Here is a 19,577-nt window from a genome sequence, read left to right as displayed (position 1 = left end):
AAAAAATTGCAATTTACATGCGGCCAGCCCGTATCTGGTTGCGGTGCAATGCGGGGCGTTCGGTCCATTTTGTCGCTTTGGTTACCGAAATTTTAACGTTATGCTCCGGCTGTTCGTGGCGGAGTTCGGCATATGCACTTGCTGCCGATTGCTTTTCTGACAGTCGCGTCCGCTCAGGCGGCGGCGAACGAATCGCCCCGCCAGATCGCGCCACTGTGGCAGGGCGTCCGGGACATCACCATTCGCTGCGAAGGCGAAGGGAGCGACCGTTGCGCCCGCTTTGCGACGCTGGCCGCAGCGGTCGCGCCCTTTCCGGTAACCGACGATGCCGGGCAATTATCCCCGGCCACGCTGATCATACACGCTGTGTTTGGCCGCGACACCGCCGGTCGGGCGCAGGTCGCCCTGTCAGCCGAACGTGCCGCCTCGTTCGATGATGCGCAGGGCATGCTGGTACCGCGCCACTTTACCGCCCGGCCGGGTGAGGATGACGACGCGCTTATCGGCCGCGCGCTGAACCGCTTTCTGCCTTGGCGCACGACGCGCCGACCGGGTCGGACAATAAGGTTTGCAACAGGGAAGGGTTTAAAATGATCGAGAAGATTGCGGATGTCGTGGTCGAACGCGACTGGCCAGGCGTGGGTGGTGAGACGCCGGAAAGCCTGTCTCTCGATCCGTTTGCGGGGGGCACTTACAACGACAAGCCGATCTACACCGTCGGTCAGGCGGCAGTAAATCTGAACCGCACCGGATATAACTGGTATCTCGACAATTACGGCGAGTTGTCGGATGGTGTCCTCAATTTCGGCTTCTGGGCAAATTACGAGGAATTGGTCAACAGTTACTATGTCAACGCGACCAGCACGATCGCCTTTACCGAGGCGTTCGATGAAGAAGCGTTTTCGATCCTGAATGCCGGTCAGCGCGAACTGGTGCGCGAAGGGATCGCATTGTGGGATGATCTTGTCGCCATTTCGTTTCAGGAGACCAAGTCGTTCAATGCCGATATCGTCGTCGGCAACACCGATACCGGCGGTGCACAGGCCTATGCTTATCTGCCGTTCGGCACCATTTACGATGCGGCCTATCTGCCTGATGGATTCGAGGAAATCGGCCGGTTGAGCGGCGATGTGTGGATCGACGGTTTTGTAAGCTCGAACTTCTTCCCGCTCGACGACAGTTTCTATGCAAAGACGACGATGGTCCACGAACTGGGCCACTCGCTGGGGTTGAGCCATCCCGGCGATTACAACGCGCTGGACGATGACGATGGCGACGGGGTGCCCGATCCGATCACCTACGCCAACGACGCGGCCTATGCCCAAGATACGCTGCAATATTCGATCATGAGCTATTTCGACGCTTATGAAACCGGCGCGCAGCATATCGATTGGGCGAATATGCGTTTTGGCTATGCGGCCACGCCGTTGGTGCATGACATTGCCGCGATCCAGCGCATCTATGGCGTGGACCTGACCACCCGCACCGACAGCACCGTCTACGGCTTCAATTCGACCGCCAATCGCGCCGAATTCGACTTTGCCCGGAACAAGGCACCGATTGTCGCCATCTATGACGCTGGTGGTGAAGACACGCTCGACTTTTCGGGCTGGGATACGCCATCACTGATCGACCTGAACGAAGGCGCATTCTCATCGGGTGGCGGGATCGAGGCGTTTCTGTCGCTGGAGGAAGTCAACGCCAACCGTGCCGAACTGGGCCTCGCGCCGCGCAGCCAAGCAGTTTACGACCTGTATATGGACATCGCCGCCGACCTTGGCCTGACAACGGGTCTGTACAAGGACAATATCGCAATCGCTTATGGTACGGTGATCGAGAACGCGGTCGGCGGCGGCGGTAATGACCGCCTGATCGGCAACAGCGCGAACAATAATCTGGCGGGTGGGGCCGGTCGCGACGTGTTCGAGCTGCACAATGCCGGGGTGACCGGCGCGGACGTTATCGCCGACTGGGGTCGCGCCGACATGCTGGCGGTCGACAATAGCCTGCGCGACGGCAATGGCGATGGCATCATTACTTGGAGCGGGTCGACCCTGCGCATCGACCCGAGCGACGGTGACACCGCCCGGCTGATCGGCGCCAGCAACAGCGCTGGCCTGCGCCTGATGGGTGAGGTCGACGGCATCTTCTATTATGCCGACGCTCGCCTCGCTCCCACCGCCGGGGCGGGACAGGTCGTTCATGTCAGCGATTTCGGGAACGATGTCCTGACCGGCAGCACCAGCGGCAAGGTCACCGACATCTTCTTCTTCGACACGGCCAATCCGATTGCGGGAATGGGCGCCGACAACATCAGCTTCTCCGCCCGTGACCTGGTTGTCACCACCACGGCTCTTGCCGATGGCAATGGTGATGGCATCATCCGGTTTGGCAGCGACGGCACGCTCGACCTGTCGGGCACCGGCGGCACGGTCGCGATCGCCGGTGCTGGCGCGATCGAATTCGACGGTATGATTGAGGAAAACGGCGTACGCTATTATGTCTACAGCGCGCTGAAATCGTCAGTTGGTTTGGGCGACATCGACTTTTGACATTCGTTAGCCAACGAACCTGTCGGGGGCGGGCCGGTAAGGGTCCGCCTCCCTTTTATGCGCCTGATCCGGGCCAATCGTTCCGGTGGCATTCGCAATCATCATTCGTCTTTGCTATGGCATCGCCGTCAGCCACCCATGGGATACCGATCATTGCAGCCCGAACACAAGTTGGTCACGGTGCTCGTGCCGGTGTGGAACAACCCCGAACAGCTGGAACGCTGTATCGTCGCGCTGCAGGAGCAAGATTATCCGCGCGACCGGTTCGAAATCGTAATCGTCGACAATGGATCGACTGACGATACCGCAGTACGCGCGCAGGCTATGGGCGTGCGCGTGTTGCACCAGCCCAAGCCCGGTTCCTATGCAGCCCGCAATCTCGGCATCGCAAACACCAGCAGCGACTATCTGGCGTTCACCGATTCCGATTGCATCCCCGATCCGCGCTGGCTGTCCACGGCGATGGCGCGCGCGGTCGAGGAGCAGAATCTCGGCGTGATCGCGGGCCGTATCGTCCTGTTCAACGAAAGCGGTAGCGAAGCGCGTCGATGGGCGGAATGTTATGAAGCGATGGTCGCCTTTCCCCAGCATCAGGCTGCATTGGGCACCTGTGCGACGGCCAATTGGGTCAGCCCGCGCGCTGCCATCGTCGAAGCGGGCTGTTTCGACGAAACGGTGAAGTCGGGCGGCGATCATCACATGGGCATGAAGATCCGTGCCTCGGGTCGGACGATGCTCTACGAACCAGAAATGATCGTTCGGCATCCGACCCGTGCGACCTTTGCCGCGCTGCTCGAAAAGCGGCGGCGGCTAACCGGCGGCCACTGGGACCGAACGCATGGGCGTATGCGCCTGATCCGAGCCCTGGCCAAAAACAGCCTCGAAACCGGTCGCCGCGGCAAGAAGGTGCTGTTGGCCGACGGCGCCCCGCTCGCGACCCGGCTCAAGGCCGAAGCGGTGTTGGTGGCATTGGGGATCGCCGATATCGGCGAATATATCCGCCTGAGCATGGGCGGGCGGACGGTTCGATAATGTCGGGCCGGCGGCCCTAACCCGCGCGCCGGCGGTCCAGTACGCGGCGATACAGCGCCTCAAACGCATCGACATGACCACGCCAGCCAAAACGGTTGGTGACGGTAGCATCGATCATCGCCCCATCGGGCAGGGTGATGCTCGGCCAATCCTGCGCGAACTGGCGCGCGGTGGAAGGGTCGGAAAATTCGACAATCCGGCCAAAGCCCAGCCCCTCGACCGTGCGGCGAAACGGCGGGATGTCGTTGAGCAGCGGGTATAAATGTGCCGACGCCCCCTCGATCGCGGCAAGCCCAAATCCTTCATAGGTCGAGGCTGAGGCATAGACTGATGCCCGCCCGATCAACTCGGCAATCTGTGCGTCGCTGGGCGTATCGATCAGTTCGACCCGATCGGTGACGGCCAGTGCTTCTGCCTGCGCCCGCAGCCTTGCCGTGGTGACGCCCATCGGTCGCCCGGCCAAGATCAGCCGCCATTCGGGATCAGCAGCCACCAGCGCGGCAAACCAGCTGATCAGCGCCTCCAGTCCCTTATTGGGCGCAAGCCGTCCGAAATAGAGGATCGTGCGCGCGTCGCGCTTGGCCAGACCGCGAAATTTGTCGACCGTCACCCCATTTTCGATCAGTTCGAGATTACATTTCCGGATTTGCGAAAACCGCTCCAGGTCAGACTGGCTCGACGCCGCCAATGCCGCATATCGGGTGAGCAGGGTGCGGGTGATGCACTGAAAATAGACCAGCTTCATCCGCCCGGCGAACTGGGTGTGGAAAAAGCCGCCATGGGTCGACAGCACTAGCGGCCGGCGATGGATCGGCTGTGTCAGCGCCAGATAATCAGACAGGAAGTCAACGCCATGCACATGGACCAGATCGGCCTTGCCCAGTACGCCCAGTACGCCGGGGGCCACGGGATAGCGTTTAGACCCGCGCCACGGCACACGCCGGATTTCGATGCCGTGATGCGTTTCCTGATGCGGCAGCGTTCGTGTCTGTGGTTGGTCAAAAATCGTGTCAACAGTGACGACGCGAACCTGATGGCCGTCGCCAGTCTGGTGCCGGGCCAGTTGCAGAACGCATTCTTCCATCCCGCCGACGCCGGGATAAAATTGCCGAACGACATGGGTGATGCTAAGCGGCCGCATGGGCTGCCCGTCTGCGCTGCGATCCAACATAGCTTCCTTCATTCAATCAACGTGGGCAGCAAAGGGCGTGCGGCCCGAACAAGTGGCGGGCGGAACGCAGGCGTCCAGTGCCCTCACTGCCGCGCCTTTCGCTTGCGCAGGCGATTGGTGAACCGGCCTGCATCGCCCAGCAGTTCAAGCACGAAATCGCCAAGCAGCCAGCGCGGCCGCCATACGGCCAGCACCAGTCCCAACAGGACCAGCATCGATCCCGACACCGCCAGGATCGCGATCGGCGGCATGTTCGCCGCGCGCATCGGCAGCGCGATCGGGGCGATCAGCAGCGTGCAGGTCAATGCCAGCAACGAGCCATGTGCATGGGCGCGCGCGAAATCCACCAACCCCACGCCCGCCAGGCGACAGGCGTTGAAATTGACGATCAGATAAAAGGCGACGACCGCGATACTGACCGCCACCGCAACCGCGACGATGCCATAGGGATAGGCAATCAGACAGCCACCGACCACCATGGCGGCATAGACGATCTGGTTGGTGATCATCGCCCCCGTGGCCGCCTTGGCCCGTTGTAGCGATCCGCTGATCTTGGACCCGAGACGCAGATAGGTTACTGAACACAACACCGCGAACGGCGCGATCACCGCTGTCCAGCGCGGGCCCAGAATGAACGCGATGACTTCGGGCGCCAGCAGCGCCAGCAGGGCCGAAATCGGCAGCCCGAAGATCGCCGTCAGCTCCAGCCCGCGCAGAAAGGCCTTGCGGAGGCGAGCCGGTTCGTTCTGAACCTGCGCCATGGCCGGAAAGACGAGCCGTTCGGCGATACGGCTATATAGGTCCGCCGGCACATTCATCAGGTTGTAGGCGCGCGAATAATAGCCCAGCGCTGCGGCATCCATCGTCCGGCCGACCGTGGCATTGTCGGCGCGCAGGGCCATGAAGTTAATGATCTTTGCCAGTGAAAAGCCCGCGCCACGCCGCATCAGCCGCTTCGCGCCCGCACGCGTCAGCAATGGACGCAATGGGGGGCGCACGATCAGCACCAACCACGATGCCTTGATTGACGTTTCGGCAAGCGTCGCGGCGACCAGCGCCCAATAGCCCCAGCCCAGCCACGCCAGCACGATGCCGATCACCCCAGTGCCGATCAGGCGCGCCATCAACTGCGCGATCATCACCCGCCGCACTTCAAGGTCGCGGACCAGCACGTTTTCGGACACGATGCCAAACGACTGAATGATGAATACCAGCGCCAATACTCGGATCACCGGTTCGACACCAGCAATCCCCATGAAATCTCCCGCGAAAGGCGCGAGCAGCTGGGCCAGAAGGAAATAGCCGATCCCGTTAAGGAAAACGAGCGTTCCCCCGATGCGCAGGTCAGTGCGGGTCAGATTGGGGATCTGGACGATGGTGGCGCCAATGCCAATTTCGACCAGCAGCGATGCGAACTGGATGAAGATCGTCGCGCCGGCGATCACGCCGAAATCGTCAGGAAACAGGATGCGCGCCAGCACCGCGGTAAAGCCGACCTCGATGACCTTGGACAGCAGTTGCAATCCCGTCATCCATCCCGCGCCGACGGCGAGCTTCTTCTTCATCGATCCCGGCAGCCCGGCGGAAGCAACCGCGTCGCCGGTTTCGATACGGCTGTCGTCGGTCATCACTTCCCCCATCGGGCATGATGCCATCGACCGGCCGCGACGCTCTAACGACGCGCCCGGTCGATGCGTTAAATTAGAAAACGCGCTCGCGCACGAACAGGACGTCGCCGGGCTGAACCATCGCGTTCAGGTCTGCGTCACTTTCCTCGCCCTCGCGGTACAGTGTGATCTTGCGTTCCGAACCCGCCAGCGTCGGGCCGCCTGCGCGTGCCAGCGCCTGACGGATCGTCATTTGCGGCATGATCGCGAACGCACCGGCGTTCCCGACTTGACCATAGATGTAATATTGCGGGGCCGCAGTCGCGAAGACCGAATCCCCCGGCTGCATCACCACGTCGCGTGCTTCATTGCGGGCAATGGCGGTCAGGTTGTGGCGTTCGATCGTGCCATTGGCGCGGCGCAGGACGATATTGTCCGACGCACCCTGCTTCAGTCCGCCGACGCGCGCGACCATTTCGCTCAGCCGCAGCGGGCGGTCGAGCGGCATCAGCCCTGGATTGCCGAATTCACCCAGCATAGTGACGGTGCGACTGGCATATTCGAGGATTTCGACGTTGACGATCGGATTGGACATCAATCCGCCGCGCTTCAATTCGGTTTCGATCGTACCGGCCAAGCCCTGTGTGGTCTGTTCGGCGGCTCGCACCTTACCCACCAGCGGCAGCGTCACCGATCCATCGGACTTAACGCGCGTCTTGACAACCGCGCCACCCTGACCGTGAATTTGGACCTCGATCTGATCCTCGGCCCCCAGTTGATAACCGGGCCAGGTCGTCTGTGCTGCGGCGTTCGGTATGCCGCCCGCCAGGGCAAGCGCCAGCGCCATTCCTGACAATTTTTCCCACGCCTTCATGCCGCCGTCTCCGTTTCTCAAAGCCTGATGCCGGCCGCCAGTGTCGCGGCGAAGCTGTCATAGTCGTAGAAGTCATTATCGGCATTACGCTGCCGATAACGTACCGACAGGTTCAGATCGATCGGGCGCGCGACCCGATAGCCGATGCCTGCCCGCGCATCCACCTGACGGTCTTTACCGCGCGGGCCGAACAGAAACACCCGGTCCTCACCCCGGAAATCGCGGCGTGACACCTGGACCCCGGCATTGAACGAGGTGCGCGCGCTGAGCTGCATGCGCGTGTCGAGTTCGACATTGTTCGTCAGATAATAGCTGGTGCCCAGATTGCCCCTGGCCGTGGCCGCGCGCCCGGAAGTCAGTGTGATGCCAAGCCGTGGCGAGGGCTCATAGGTCAGGCTGCCGCTATACGTCAGGCCCGAAAAGCCCGGCACGCCGACAACCTGGGGATCGACATCGGTATAGCCGATCTGTGCTTCTGCTTCGAACCGCGTTCCAACGTCGCGGCTGACGCGCAGGCCGACCGTGCGCAGGCCGGTTTCGTCTTCCAGCAGACCGGTCGGCGAGGGATCGCGGCGCGCGCGCGTAATTTGGGAAATCTGCCCGAACAGCTCGAAATCGGCGATGCTAGGCCGGCGATACACTACGCCCAGTCGGCCATCGACGATCGACTGGTCGCGCTCGCGGCGAATTTCGGAATTGTCGACGCGGTAATAGCCAGCGCTGATCGTCGGATAAAAGCCTGCTGGACGCGGACAGGTGGCGCGGATGCGGTAATCTTGGATCGTCGCGGTGTTGCTAACGATCTGGCCCAAATCCTCAAGATCGGATTGCGACCGGAATACAGAAGCGGTCGGCGAGATCTGGCAGCGCGGGCCGAAACGCAGGTCGATGCCGCTGTTCAGGGCCAGATCCTCTCGGTTCAGGAACTTGAATCGGCTGTTGAAATTATAACCGGCATAGCCGTTTACGAACGCCCGCTGCCGTCCGAAACGCCGGTCGAAATCGACAGCGACGCGCGGGGACACCGCAAGATTGTCTGTCGGGTCATCGGTGCGCAAATCGCCCAAGCGCAGGGTGTTGGTGTCATACGTCTCGACGATGCGGGCAGACAGGTCGAAACGATTTTCCTGCGCATAGGCTGCGCCAACCATCGCCAACTGGGCAACGGCCACACCCATTACATAGTGGCGAACCATAAACGCTTTCCCCCCAGCACGCTTTCCGGAATGCACCGGTCGCGACGCGTGTGTTGACTTGGATATTTTATCAGGCGCCAAGCGTCAAAATTTCATGAGCGAGTGGATTCGCCGCCGAACTGCAGCTCAAGACGATACCGGATCAGTGCCAGGCGCGTGCGATAGGCAAAGAGCATTGCCCCCGCTTTGGCCGGCCAGGATGCCCGCGCGGGATTGATGGCGGCGATGTCCAGGATCGCCCGCCGCGGCGGCGGCAATTGCCGGGCGCAAAAGGCCAGGCAGTCGCGCCAGCCCGGCTTGCGGTCGCGTTCGCCGCCAGCGACGCGCCGCACGCGCTTCAGCACTTCGGGCGGGCTAGAGCGCGTGGGGTGGCCGACGCGCGCGGCATCGACATAACGGCCCGGTCCCACCATCGACCAGGCACGATTGCCCCATTCCCGGTCGCCGCCTGACTTCATCGTCGTGGCAAAGGGGCCGACCCACTTCATCGTGTTGGCCAAGGTCAGCATGTTGGCGGTCATCGCGAAATGGACATGCTCGACGAAACGGTGCTGCGGAAAGCCGCTGGCAAGGTCGAACAGCTCGGCCGGGCTGAGGCCGCTGGGCCGGGTCGTGACCAGATCGATGGCGCCGCCAACAAAGCTAGGCGGATTGTCGCCCATCAGCGGGGCAATGCCTTGCTCCAGCCAGTCCGGGGCTGGCAGGCAATCCGAATCGGTAAAGGCCAGGATATGCCCGCACGCCGCATTGATTCCGGTATTGCGTGCGGCGTAGGAGCCGGGCTTGGCTTCGTGCAGCCAGCGGACCGTCCCGAAACGGGATTTGACGGCCGACAAATCCTCGGTCGATCCGTTGTCGACGACGATGATTTCGGCCCGGTCGGCGATGGTCTGCGCCTGCAACAGGCCGAGGCACAGTGAAAGCCTTGCGGTGTCGTTATAAACGGGAATGATGACCGAAATTAGCGGCGCGTGGCCGGCATCCGCCCGGATATCGTCCATCTGCGTCTCCCCTGATCTGCCGCGCCGGTGATCGCGGGCCGTGCGGTCAGCCTTGCACCGTGTCCACCGCACAGGCAACGCGCGATTAGCAGGCAAATATGTTGCACTGCAACCAACTCTTGACCGCGCCCGACCTAAAGCTGCATTCCCCTTTCCAAGGCGATCGATACAGGAAAGTACCTACCGCATGAGCAAGGGCAAGGTCGTCTTTATTTCGGCCTTTCACGATTATCGCACTGCCAAACGGGCGAGCATCCATCAGATCGCCGGCGCACTGGCGCGTGGCGGCTATGACGTGTCGTTTCTGTCGACGCGGTTCAGCCGGCTGTCTTGGTCGAAGGGCGATTCGCGCCTGTTCCTATGGGATCGGGCCAACCGGATCGAAACCGTCGACGGCATCCAATGCTATCTGTGGCGCACGCCGCTGCACCCCTTTGCCACGGGCAACAAGATCGCCGACAGGATGATGGCGCCGCTGTTCCAACTTTATGCGCGCCTGCCCGACCTGCACGTCGACGCCATGCTGGCCGAGGCGGATCATGTCGTGGTCGAGGCCAGCGTGGCGGCAATCCTGTTGCGGCGCATCCATCACCTCAATCCCTGTGCGCGCATCATCTATTACGCGACCGACCGGCTCGAAACGGTGGGCGCGCATCCCTTTGTCCAGCAGCAGCTCGAACGCGATGCCAAGCTGGTGCATCACGTCAGCATGCGATCATGGCTGATGGCGCCGGATTTCCACTGGGCGGATCGCCTAACACGGATCGGCTTTGGCATCGATCCGGAGGATTTCGAGGCGGTCGGCTCCACCCCCTACCCCGCCGGTCAGCGCACGGCGGTGTCAGTCGGCTCAATGCTGTTCGACGAGGGATTTTTCCGCCACGCCGCGGCGGCCTTTCCCGACGTGATGTTCCATGTGATCGGTTGCGGGCGCCGGTTCGATGCGCCCTCGAACGTGATCATCCATGACGAGATGCCCTTTCGCGACACCCTGCCCTATATCGCGCATGCGACGATTGGGGTGGCGCCGTATCTGCAGGCGCCGGGGGTCGAATATCTCGCCGAGACCAGCCTGAAGCTGGCGCAGTTCGAATATCTGGGCCGGCCGGCGGTGTGTCCCGACTTTGCGACCGGCGATGTGCGCTCGCGATACGGCTATCGCCCGGACGATGCCGGCTCGATCGAAGAGGCTGTGTCCGGGGCGCTGGCCGCAGCGGGTAGCGTCTCGCCGGTGATATTCCCGAAATGGGCCGAAATCGGTGAACGATTATTATATCCCGAACACTATCCCGATACGGCACCGGCATGAAATCTGCAGCCGCAGGGCTTGTTCGGCGTCAGCTTAACCCATAGGCAATCAGCGAGTGTCATTAGTGGCCATAAGGTCCATATCCGGGGGAAGGGCGGACGCCACAGCGCGTCTGCCAGGGGGTAACCATGTTACGTGATTGGTTCGATCGTCTGCGTGGCTGGTTGACCGGCAGGGCGAGGCAAAATGTCTCGTCCTCCGACCCGCTGCGCATGGCAAGCCAGGCGGCTCAGGCGCCGCTGCCGCGAAGCGCGCCGCCGACGCCGCCACCCTCGCCCAATGGCCATGCCCAAGACCGCGCTACCCGCGTCGCCGAACGCAGCCGCATGCTGGCGATCCGCCTGTTCGGCGCGAACCAGCCCGTCGAAAATCCGCGTGATCTGTTCGGCCGCCAGCGTGAGCTGGACAGCCTTAACATCGCCGTGACTGAATCGGGCATGCATGCCGTGATCTATGGTCCGCGCGGCAGCGGCAAGACTTCGCTGGTCCGGGTGTTCGGCGACATGGCTGACGCGTCGGGGGCGTCGGTCATCTATCTGTCCTGCGCGGGCGGCGGCGATTTCGCCGAGCTGATGCTGCCTTATCTGGACGAAATCGGGCCGGCGGCATTCGGCATGCGGGCCGATAACTTTGCCAATGCGGTCGACCTTGTCCGCGCGTCGCCGACGCCGCGTTCGTTCGCATCGCTGCTGGCGCGCGTCGATCATGAAGATGTCATCCTGATCCTCGACGAGTTTGACCGGCTTGAGGATCGTGAGACCAAGGGGCAGCTGGCGCTGCTCATCAAGCTTTTGTCGGACATGCGCTCGCGCGTGAGGCTGATCTTTGTCGGCATTTCGGGCGATGTTGGCGACCTGATCGACGTTCATGCATCGGTCCGGCGGCATATCCTGCCGGTCGGACTGAAGCCGATCGCCGATGAAGAGGTAGAAAATTTCATTCGCACCACCAGCCAGGCGATCGGGCTGGTATTCGATCTGGAAGCGCTGTCGCTGCTGCGCTGGCTGGTGTGCGGATCGCCCTATCACATGCGGCTGTTTAGCCTGCATGGCTGCCTGTCCGCGATCGAGCGCGACCAGCGTTTTGCTGATGCCGAAACCGTCCTGTCGGGGGTGGAGCGAGCGCGAGCGAGCTGGCGGGAGACCAATCAGCGCGACGACGCGCTGTTCGAGACGCTGGTGCGCGAGGACCGCTTCCCCGTCGCCGCGATCGAAGCGTTCGCCCAAGCCGCGGCAAGGCAACTCGAATTCACAATCGACGATCTGACCGGTGCGTTGGAGCAGGCTGGGGTGGACCCGGCAATCGCTCCGCAACTGGTTCAGGCGCTCGCGCCGGCACTCGGCAGGTTGCCCACCGCCACGGCGGCGGACAGTCCGACCAGGTTGGCCTTTGACGATGTGCTGGCGCCTCAGTTCCTATTGACGGTTTGCGCCCGGCAGCGCTGGAACAAAAAGACCAGCCAGAGCATCGCTGGCAAAGGGGATGACCGATGAACGTTTGGGATTATGTCGAAGCATTGCGTGCGCGCTGGCGTATGATTGCCTTGGCAACACTGGTCGTGCTGGCGATCGTCGGCATCTGGACCTGGGCATCGCCGCGGACCTACAACGCATCGGCGACGCTACTGTTCGATCTGCAACAGGCGGACCCGGTCTCAAGCAATTCGGGCGGCGGCGCCCAGACCAAGTCTGCGGCACTGCTGGGGACGCAGGCGGACATCATCCGCAGCGTGTTCGTCGCCCAGCGCGTGGTCGGCAATATGGGGCTGGACCGCAATCCCGAACTGGTCGAGCGTTATCAAAAATCGGGCAGCCAGCTGCCGATCCGCGAATGGATCGGCCGCCGCATCACTTCCCCTTCTGCGCTGGAAATTCTGCCGACGCGCAACACCAGCGTGCTTGCCGTCAACTACAAGAGCGAGGATCCCGAACTGGCGGCGCGCATGGCCACGGCCTTTGCCGAGGCTTATGTCCAGACCCAGCTGCAACTGCGGATCGATCCGGCCCGCGTCTATTCGCAATGGTTCGAAAGCCAGATAGGCGAAGCGCGCACCCGGCTTGAGCAGGCACAGGCGCGCCTGACGCGCTTTCAGCAGCAGCATGGGCTTGTCGGGGCTGGTCGCTTCGACATCGAACAAGCGCAGTTGAGCGAACTGACGCAGCAATTGACGACCGCCCAAGCCGAAGCGGCGCAGGCCGGTGCCAAGGCGGGCAGCAATGTCGGCGGATCGGCCGATGCACAGCAATCGGCAGTGGTTCAGGGGCTGGACGGCCAGATCGCAGGCAAGTCGGCCGAACTCCAGCAGCTTCGCCAGACGTTGGGGCCGAACCATCCGCTGATCGTGTCGGCCAATGCCGAGCTTGCCGAACTGCGCGCGCGCCGGGCACAGGCCGTGGGCACCGCCGTTTCAGCGATCCAGACCGCCAGCGCCGCTGCCGGTGCGCGTGAGGCCCGCCTGCGCAGCCTGGTGCAGGGCCAGCGTGAACGGGTGCTTCGCCTGTCGGGCGTGCAGGATCAGATGGCCGTGCTTCAGCGCGACGTTGATACCGCGCGCAACGCCTATGACGCGGTGACGACGCGCCTGAACGAAGTGCGTCTGCAGAGCGAAATTCCGCTTAGCAATGTCAGCCTGCTCGACCGGGCGGTGCCGCCGGCACTGCCGTCCAGCCCGAATGTCGCGCTGCGCGTCCTGCTGGGCCTGCTCGCCGGGTTGTTCGTCGGGGTGGTGACGGCGCTGTTCCTCGAATGGCGTAACCCCCGCGTACGGACGGTCGGCGGCTTGGTGTCGCTGACGGGCGCGCCTGTGCTTGCAGATCTCAATCGCGGACCCAGACTACTGGCTCTGCCGGCGTCGGGAGCCGCATCATGAAGCTGCGTTCGAGCACTCATTCGACAGGCGGCGTCCACGCACGCACGCACCGGGTTGGCGATGGCGCCGCCCCCGACCCCTCACTCATCGACACCAATGCGCTGAGTGCGGACGATCTGGATCGCATCGCTCAATATCAGGCCCGCACCGGCGCCAGTTTCGGCAACGCTGCCGTCGATCTCGGTCTGGTCGAGCCAGAGGTGTTCAATCAGGCCCTCGCGCGTCGGGTAGAGGCCGGGCAGCTAGTCGATCCTGATACCGCAGGGATCAGCCGTGCGATCGTCGCCGCCTATGACCCAGAAGAACCGCTTTCGGTGCGACTGCGCGAGCTGCGTTCCACGCTGCTCACCGTGCTCGATCTCGACAGCGACAGGATGCCGGTCATCGTGCTAGCCGGTTGCGGCACCGACGATACCGCGGGCGTGGCGGCCAATCTGGCGACCTTGTTTGCTCAGTTGGGCCAGCACGGTCTCATCGTTGATGCCAATTTCGTCAACCCGGCCCAGCATGCGCTGTTCGGCGTCGATCCGGCGGAAGGCGCGACGACGCTTCTGACCGGCGGCGGCGCACGCGACGAAAGCGCGGTGCCCACGGCTATTCCCAATCTCGATTTGGTCGCATCCGGCCCGGCAATTTCGGGTTTGAGCGAAGCGGTGGAGCGCGTGTCGCTGGTCGATCAGCTTCGCGCCATGCGGGCGGGGTATCGCTTTGCGATCATTGATGCCGGCAATCAGCCCGCCGATATTATCGCCGCCATCGCGCGTGGCGCCGACGGAGCGCTTCTGCTGGTCGAGCGGGAACGAAGCTCGATGAGCGGCGTGCGTGCGCTGAGCGATCGTCTGGACGCCAATGAAGTGCCGTTGATGGGCAGTATCATCGTCCGGTAACAAGCGCAAAGGTGAAGGGCGCGGCGGTGCCGCCCCTTCAGTGCACCTCGCGAAACTGACGCAATCGCCGCGCAAGTACGGGTTGGCCGACGCGCCGCCACAACAAGGGCCGGTCGTGCAGTGCGGCAAGCGCATGGATCATGCGGACCTGCCGACTGGGATGTTCCGCATAGGCGCGCCCGACAATTGGCCAACCCCGTTCGACATCGCCTTCCACCATCATCCGAGCGCCAAACCAAGCCAGCTTGCGCGCAAATACCGGCGAGGGGTGGCGCATGAATGCCGCAAGCGCCCCATGGCGCTCGATCGGATCGCGGTCACCGGCGTCAACGATCCGCGCGCATTGCACCGCAAAATCGGATAGATAGGATTGCAGCAACAGCTTTTCGGGATCGGCACTGACCCCGCCGGCGGGCTTGTAACGGCGATACAGTATCTCGGGCACGATATCATAGTCGCACAGCCGCGACATGCGCAGCCATAGGTCTCGATCCTGCGCATATCGAAAGAAATCGCGATACCCGCCGACCGTGTCGAACAGAGCACGGCGGAACATCACCTCGCCATGGGTGAACAGCCCGCGCAACATCAGCGTGGCATGAAAGTCACGCCCGCGGGGCGCCTTGAAAACGCGTGATCCGGGGCCGTGCGTCTCGTCATTGTCGACCCAGCATCCGACGACGCCGACATCGGGGTGCTCGATCAGCACTTGGGCTTGGCGGGCGATCCGCTCTGGTAGCGACAGATCGCCCGACCCGTGAACGGCGACAAATTCGCCTCGGCTGCGCGCGATCGCTTCGTTCATTGATGCAACAAAACCGCGGTTTTCGCGACTAATGACGGTCACTCGCGGATCGTCGAGCTTGCGCAGTTCGGCTGCGGTCGCGTCGCGTGAACCATCGTCGACGACGATGACCTCAAGCGCGGGATAGTCCTGCGCTAGCACGCTGCCGATTGATTCCGCCACCCGATCGGCGCGATTGTAGAAGGCGCTGACCACGGAAACGAGCGGGAATGCTGGCATTGAGGCTCCTAATACCTGGATACGGCAACCGGATACAGAACGCGGTCAAGACGGTAAACCGGGTCATAAATCGCTTGCCAACGCAGTTGTGCTTTGGAACGGGTTACTGTCCTGACCTATCCCGAAATTTGGTGTCAGACCGGCGGATTGAACATCTGGTGACGAGGCAGTCTGATTTCGAACACGCCAAACGACTGTACCTCCATGCGTCGCACTTGCGTGAACGGATCACAAACGAACGACATGGCGGGCGCTGTAACAAAGCGTGAACTAAATCGGGTTTTCGGGCGCAAGAACGTCTAGTCATGGGAAGCTAAGGCAGCCCATTCGCAACTGAACCGCCCTTGGACCGACGATACCACTGAGGTTGGCCGGTTGCAGAGCCGGGTTGAGCCTTCTTCTGCAATGCGAACTGTACCATTACGATGCAATGCAAGCATTGAGAGTCGTATCGTATAAATCGACGATACGATATCAGGCGCAACTGATATACGGTTAGAGGGCCTCATGGCGGCAGTGTCATGCCCGCGTCAGAATCGTAGAGATGATATTCAGGGCGTGCGAGCGATCGGCGCGCTTCTGGTTGCGACATTCCATATCTGGGTGGGACGGGTTTCGGGCGGTGTCGACGTGTTTTTCGTCGTGTCCGGCTTTCTGCTGGTCGGATCGATGGTTCGCGAACTTCGCGCCAGCGGCCGGGTCGATTTTGTCGCGTTCGTTGGGCGGATCGTAAAGCGATTGCTGCCAGCGTCGCTGTTCGTGATCGCGGTCGTCCTGGCAACCGCACCGTTCTGGATGCCGCAGACCCGATGGTCGACCCATGTCGTCCACGTCCTGGCCTCGACCTTCTATGTCGAGAACTGGTATCTGGCATGGTCGGCGGTCGACTATCTGGCCCGGGACGAGGTAGCCAGCCCGCTGCAGCATTACTGGGCAATGTCGGCGCAGGTGCAGGCGCTGGTCCTGCTGTGCCTGACGATGACGGTTACCGGGTTTGTCGTTCGCAACAGCGCAGGCAACTGGGAACGCGCGGCGATACTGGTTCTGGCCGCGGTGTTCGCCCTTTCGTTTTCCTATTCGGTCTATGCGACCGCGACCAATCAGCCGGTTGCTTATTTCAACACTTTTGCGCGCATATGGGAGTTTGCGCTGGGCGGTCTTACCGCCGTGTTGCTGTCGCGCGTGCAGTTGTCCGCGGTTGTCCAGCTGATCGGTGGATGGCTGGGGCTGTTTCTGGTGATCAGCTGCGGCATCCTGTTGCAGGTGTCGACGATATTTCCGGGCTATGCCGCGTTGTGGCCCACGCTTGGCGCGGCGTTAATCCTCTTATGCGGCCAAGGCGAGCACCGGTTCAGCGTGCGCCGCTTGCTGTCGATCAAGCCGCTGAACTGGCTGGGCGGCATTTCCTATGCGCTGTACCTGTGGCACTGGCCGCTGCTCATCGCGTTCCTGACCGTAACCTATCAGACGCAGACTTCGTTCGCGGCCGGATCGGCGATTCTGGTGGCGTCCGTCATGCTTGCTTGGCTGACCACCCGCCTTGTCGAAAAGCCCTTCTCAAAGGTTCGGGAGGACCAACCGTGGCGCACGATCGCGGTCGGGGCAGCTGCGGTCGCCGTCATCACGCTTGGCGATGGTGCATGGAAGAACCAGACCGCGCAGGCGATATTGGCGGACAAGCTGGAGAAGCCCGATTCTGACCGCTATCCCGGTGCCGCCGTGTTCGATGGCCGTTACTTCGCCGCGGATGGACGAGTGCCGATCAGGCCCGGCCCGTTGTGGATGAAGCGCGACGTCTCGCCACTTTATGCCAAAAAATGCCATCAGGAAATGGACAAACCGGGACTGATTGGTTGCACGTTCGGTGACCCCGGCGCCCGGCGTGTGCTGGCGCTGGTCGGTGGGTCGCATAGCGCACATTATTATTCCGCTCTGGAGCCGATCGTCACCAGGCAGGGGTGGCGCATGGTAACCTTTACCAAAAGCGGCTGCGTTTTCGCCACGCCCAGAGCCGGTACGTCTAAAATCGACCGTTCCTGTGCGCGGTGGAACGAAAACCTGATGACCAAGCTCATCGAGCTCAAGCCCGACATCGTCTTCACGACTGCGACCCATGGCAAGGACGGTTCACGTGAACATGTCGTGCCCCAATTTACAGAGCGATGGGCTAGGCTGACGCCGCTTGGCATTCATGTCGTCGCGATCCGAGACAATCCATGGTTCCGCAACGACATTCCTGAATGTGTTCAGATCAACGGCCCAGACAGCGACCTTTGCACGATCGCCAGGTCGGATGCATTCGCCGCTACGAGCCCGTTCCAAGACGTCCGACGCGATCCCCGGACCCACTTCCTCGACCTGACCGACCATCTTTGTCCTGACGACCGGTGCCCCGTGGTCGCGGGCAATATCGTCATGTATTCGGACCGCCATCACATGACGAATACGTTTGTCCGGACGCTGACCCCCTATCTTGCCAGCTCGCTGACGCCGATCATGGCCGCTGTCGATCGACAGCGCACCGCGTCCCGGCAGGCCGGTGTCAGGCGGTGAAGCAATTCGTGCAGGTGCGGCGGAAGCGAGGCCATCCATGCAACATGCGGGGGATAGGCCGTGACCTTGTCCGCGGCGGCTGCCAGTAGGTTCGATGCACCGGTCGTTTCAGCCGGAAAGGGTTAACGATGAGTCTTTGTACAGACCACGGTAATATTCAGCGTTCTGCCAACATGGTAGCGCGAATCGGCCTGAGCCCTGGCGTTGAGACCTTATCCGCGTTCCCAACAGCAAAGCTTTTCGATAAACGCGGGCTTATGTCGTCTGGAATGTCTCGTGGCAGGATATCAATAACCGGCCCAGCCTGTGGAAGGCTTGCCGTTCGACCCACCGCAGGGGATGGGCGGGCATTGCAGCGCCTAACCTGCTCCGCGGCTCCGTGTCGATGAAGCAGAAGCCTGCGCCGGGCCGGACGATCCTGTCGCTTCAGTATCTTCGGGCTATCGCGGCATTGCTTGTCGTATATTTTCATGCGGAGCTTCAGGCGCCGGGTCGTGCCGTGGCATTTCCCAGCTTCGGTGCGGCGGGGGTTGATATTTTCTTCGTCCTGAGCGGCTATGTCATGTGGCTAACCACCTCAGGTCGCCAGCTTGGGCCGTTACAGTTCATGCAGCGGCGGATCATCCGGATCGTGCCGCTTTACTGGCTTATCTCGTTGGTCGCTGTGGGGTTTTCCCTCACGGCGCCTGGAATAATGCGATCGACTAAATTTGAACCGACCCACTTTCTGGCATCGCTGTTCTTTATACCTTGGCCCAATCCGGCGTCCGCGACTCATCAAACGCAAGTGCTGACCCCGTTGTTGGTGCCGGGTTGGACGCTGAACATGGAGATGTTCTTCTATCTTCTGTTCGCGCTCCTGCTGCCCTTTGGCGTTCGGTGGCGATTAATGGGTCTGATGCTGATGATCTGCGTTGCGTTCATCATTGGCACCTTTTTCGCCGGCAGGAATACGCCACTGTCATTTTATGGAACGACGCTGTTGTTCGAATTTTGGTTCGGCATGGTGCTGGCGGCGGTGGTCGGGAAACAATCCGATTCGCCTATCTTGATTCCTCATATTGGTCAGACAGTGATATTTGCCATGCTTTGGCTGGCTGCGCTGACCGCTCTTCTTCTTGCCGACTGGTATAATGCGGGTGAGCCGAAGATGATCTGGTACGGGCTGCCGGCACTGTCCGTTGTTGGAATCGCGATCTTGGCCGAACGCCGTGGGCTGGTAGCCTGTCTGCCATGGCTCCAGACGCTTGGCGACGCTTCATACAGCCTGTATCTGACCCATGGTTTTGTCGTGGCCGCGTGCCGCGTGCTGTTTGCCCAATTGCCTTTCCTGTCCTCGATCGACCACCCGCTGCCCTTTATCGGAATCGTAATTATGGGGTCGATCCTGGTTGGACTAGCCACCTATTTTTTGGTCGAGAAACCGCTGACCCTGTTTGTTGGCCAGTTTGCCAGTCGCAAGGGACAGCCGACGATAACAGCAACAGCCTGATGGTGGAATG

Annotated in this window: 15 protein-coding genes; 9 read left to right on the top strand and 6 right to left on the bottom strand. The window is 61.8% G+C overall.

Annotated features, from left to right (window positions below; translation table 11 throughout):
* Positions 1-132: 132 nt before the first annotated feature.
* The 3 genes from ACAX61_RS17035 to ACAX61_RS17025 all read left to right on the top strand — a co-directional run bounded on the left by ACAX61_RS17035 (position 133) and on the right by ACAX61_RS17025 (position 3,584).
* Positions 133-594, top strand: a complete 462-nt coding sequence (locus ACAX61_RS17035) for a hypothetical protein (RefSeq protein WP_370715929.1) — start codon at positions 133-135, stop codon at positions 592-594.
* Entirely contained in the window at positions 591-2,552 is a 1,962-nt protein-coding gene (locus ACAX61_RS17030) for a M10 family metallopeptidase C-terminal domain-containing protein (protein ID WP_370715928.1), read from the top strand. Before ACAX61_RS17035 ends, ACAX61_RS17030 begins: the two co-directional genes overlap by 4 nt.
* Before the next feature lie 138 nt (positions 2,553-2,690).
* The gene (locus ACAX61_RS17025; protein WP_370715927.1) at positions 2,691-3,584 is read left to right on the top strand and encodes a glycosyltransferase family 2 protein; all 894 of its coding nucleotides are present in this window, start codon (positions 2,691-2,693) and stop codon (positions 3,582-3,584) included.
* A gap of 16 nt (positions 3,585-3,600) precedes the next feature.
* Here ACAX61_RS17025 and ACAX61_RS17020 read toward each other — a convergent pair whose 3' ends face one another.
* The 5 genes from ACAX61_RS17020 to ACAX61_RS17000 form a co-directional block, all read right to left on the bottom strand.
* Positions 3,601-4,725: a glycosyltransferase family 4 protein gene (locus ACAX61_RS17020; protein WP_370715926.1), complete on the bottom strand. Its 1,125-nt coding sequence runs from the start codon at positions 4,723-4,725 to the stop codon at positions 3,601-3,603.
* A 113-nt stretch (positions 4,726-4,838) separates the two neighbouring features.
* On the bottom strand, positions 4,839-6,383 hold the full coding sequence (locus ACAX61_RS17015; RefSeq protein WP_370715925.1) for a lipopolysaccharide biosynthesis protein: 1,545 nt from the start codon (positions 6,381-6,383) through the stop codon (positions 4,839-4,841).
* Between the two features lie 73 nt (positions 6,384-6,456).
* A complete protein-coding gene (locus ACAX61_RS17010; RefSeq protein ID WP_370715924.1) occupies positions 6,457-7,236 on the bottom strand; it encodes a polysaccharide biosynthesis/export family protein in 780 nt (259 codons plus the stop codon).
* Between the two features lie 17 nt (positions 7,237-7,253).
* Positions 7,254-8,432: an outer membrane beta-barrel protein gene (locus tag ACAX61_RS17005; protein ID WP_370715923.1), complete on the bottom strand. Its 1,179-nt coding sequence runs from the start codon at positions 8,430-8,432 to the stop codon at positions 7,254-7,256.
* Positions 8,433-8,524: 92 nt separating this feature from the next.
* Positions 8,525-9,433 carry a glycosyltransferase family 2 protein gene (locus ACAX61_RS17000; protein ID WP_370715922.1) on the bottom strand — a complete coding sequence of 303 codons (909 nt, stop codon included), beginning with the start codon at positions 9,431-9,433 and terminating at the stop codon, positions 8,525-8,527.
* A gap of 187 nt (positions 9,434-9,620) precedes the next feature.
* Between ACAX61_RS17000 and ACAX61_RS16995 the strand changes: the two genes are divergently transcribed.
* The 4 genes from ACAX61_RS16995 to ACAX61_RS16980 all read left to right on the top strand — a co-directional run bounded on the left by ACAX61_RS16995 (position 9,621) and on the right by ACAX61_RS16980 (position 14,498).
* The gene (locus ACAX61_RS16995; RefSeq protein WP_370715921.1) at positions 9,621-10,742 is read left to right on the top strand and encodes a GumK N-terminal domain-containing glycosyltransferase; all 1,122 of its coding nucleotides are present in this window, start codon (positions 9,621-9,623) and stop codon (positions 10,740-10,742) included.
* Between the two features lie 128 nt (positions 10,743-10,870).
* A complete protein-coding gene (locus ACAX61_RS16990; RefSeq protein ID WP_370715920.1) occupies positions 10,871-12,235 on the top strand; it encodes an AAA family ATPase in 1,365 nt (454 codons plus the stop codon).
* Positions 12,232-13,611, top strand: a complete 1,380-nt coding sequence (locus ACAX61_RS16985; RefSeq protein ID WP_370715919.1) for a GNVR domain-containing protein — start codon at positions 12,232-12,234, stop codon at positions 13,609-13,611. Before ACAX61_RS16990 ends, ACAX61_RS16985 begins: the two co-directional genes overlap by 4 nt.
* Positions 13,608-14,498 carry a P-loop NTPase family protein gene (locus ACAX61_RS16980; protein ID WP_370715918.1) on the top strand — a complete coding sequence of 297 codons (891 nt, stop codon included), beginning with the start codon at positions 13,608-13,610 and terminating at the stop codon, positions 14,496-14,498. Before ACAX61_RS16985 ends, ACAX61_RS16980 begins: the two co-directional genes overlap by 4 nt.
* A gap of 37 nt (positions 14,499-14,535) precedes the next feature.
* On the opposite strand, the gene ACAX61_RS16975 is transcribed toward ACAX61_RS16980, so the two are convergent.
* Entirely contained in the window at positions 14,536-15,522 is a 987-nt protein-coding gene (locus ACAX61_RS16975) for a glycosyltransferase (RefSeq protein WP_370715917.1), read from the bottom strand.
* A gap of 558 nt (positions 15,523-16,080) precedes the next feature.
* On the opposite strand from ACAX61_RS16975, the gene ACAX61_RS16970 reads away from it, so the two are divergent.
* Together ACAX61_RS16970 and ACAX61_RS16965 are read left to right on the top strand one after the other, a co-directional pair.
* Positions 16,081-18,075 (top strand): acyltransferase family protein, encoded by a 1,995-nt coding sequence (locus ACAX61_RS16970; RefSeq protein ID WP_370715916.1) that lies wholly within the window; start codon positions 16,081-16,083, stop codon positions 18,073-18,075.
* Positions 18,076-18,460: 385 nt separating this feature from the next.
* Positions 18,461-19,567: an acyltransferase family protein gene (locus ACAX61_RS16965; RefSeq protein ID WP_370715915.1), complete on the top strand. Its 1,107-nt coding sequence runs from the start codon at positions 18,461-18,463 to the stop codon at positions 19,565-19,567.
* Positions 19,568-19,577 lie beyond the last annotated feature (10 nt).

Source organism: Sphingomonas sp. IW22 (assembly GCF_041321155.1).
Classification (GTDB): Bacteria; Pseudomonadota; Alphaproteobacteria; order Sphingomonadales; family Sphingomonadaceae; genus Sphingomonas.
This window is presented reverse-complemented; position numbering and strand designations above follow the sequence as displayed.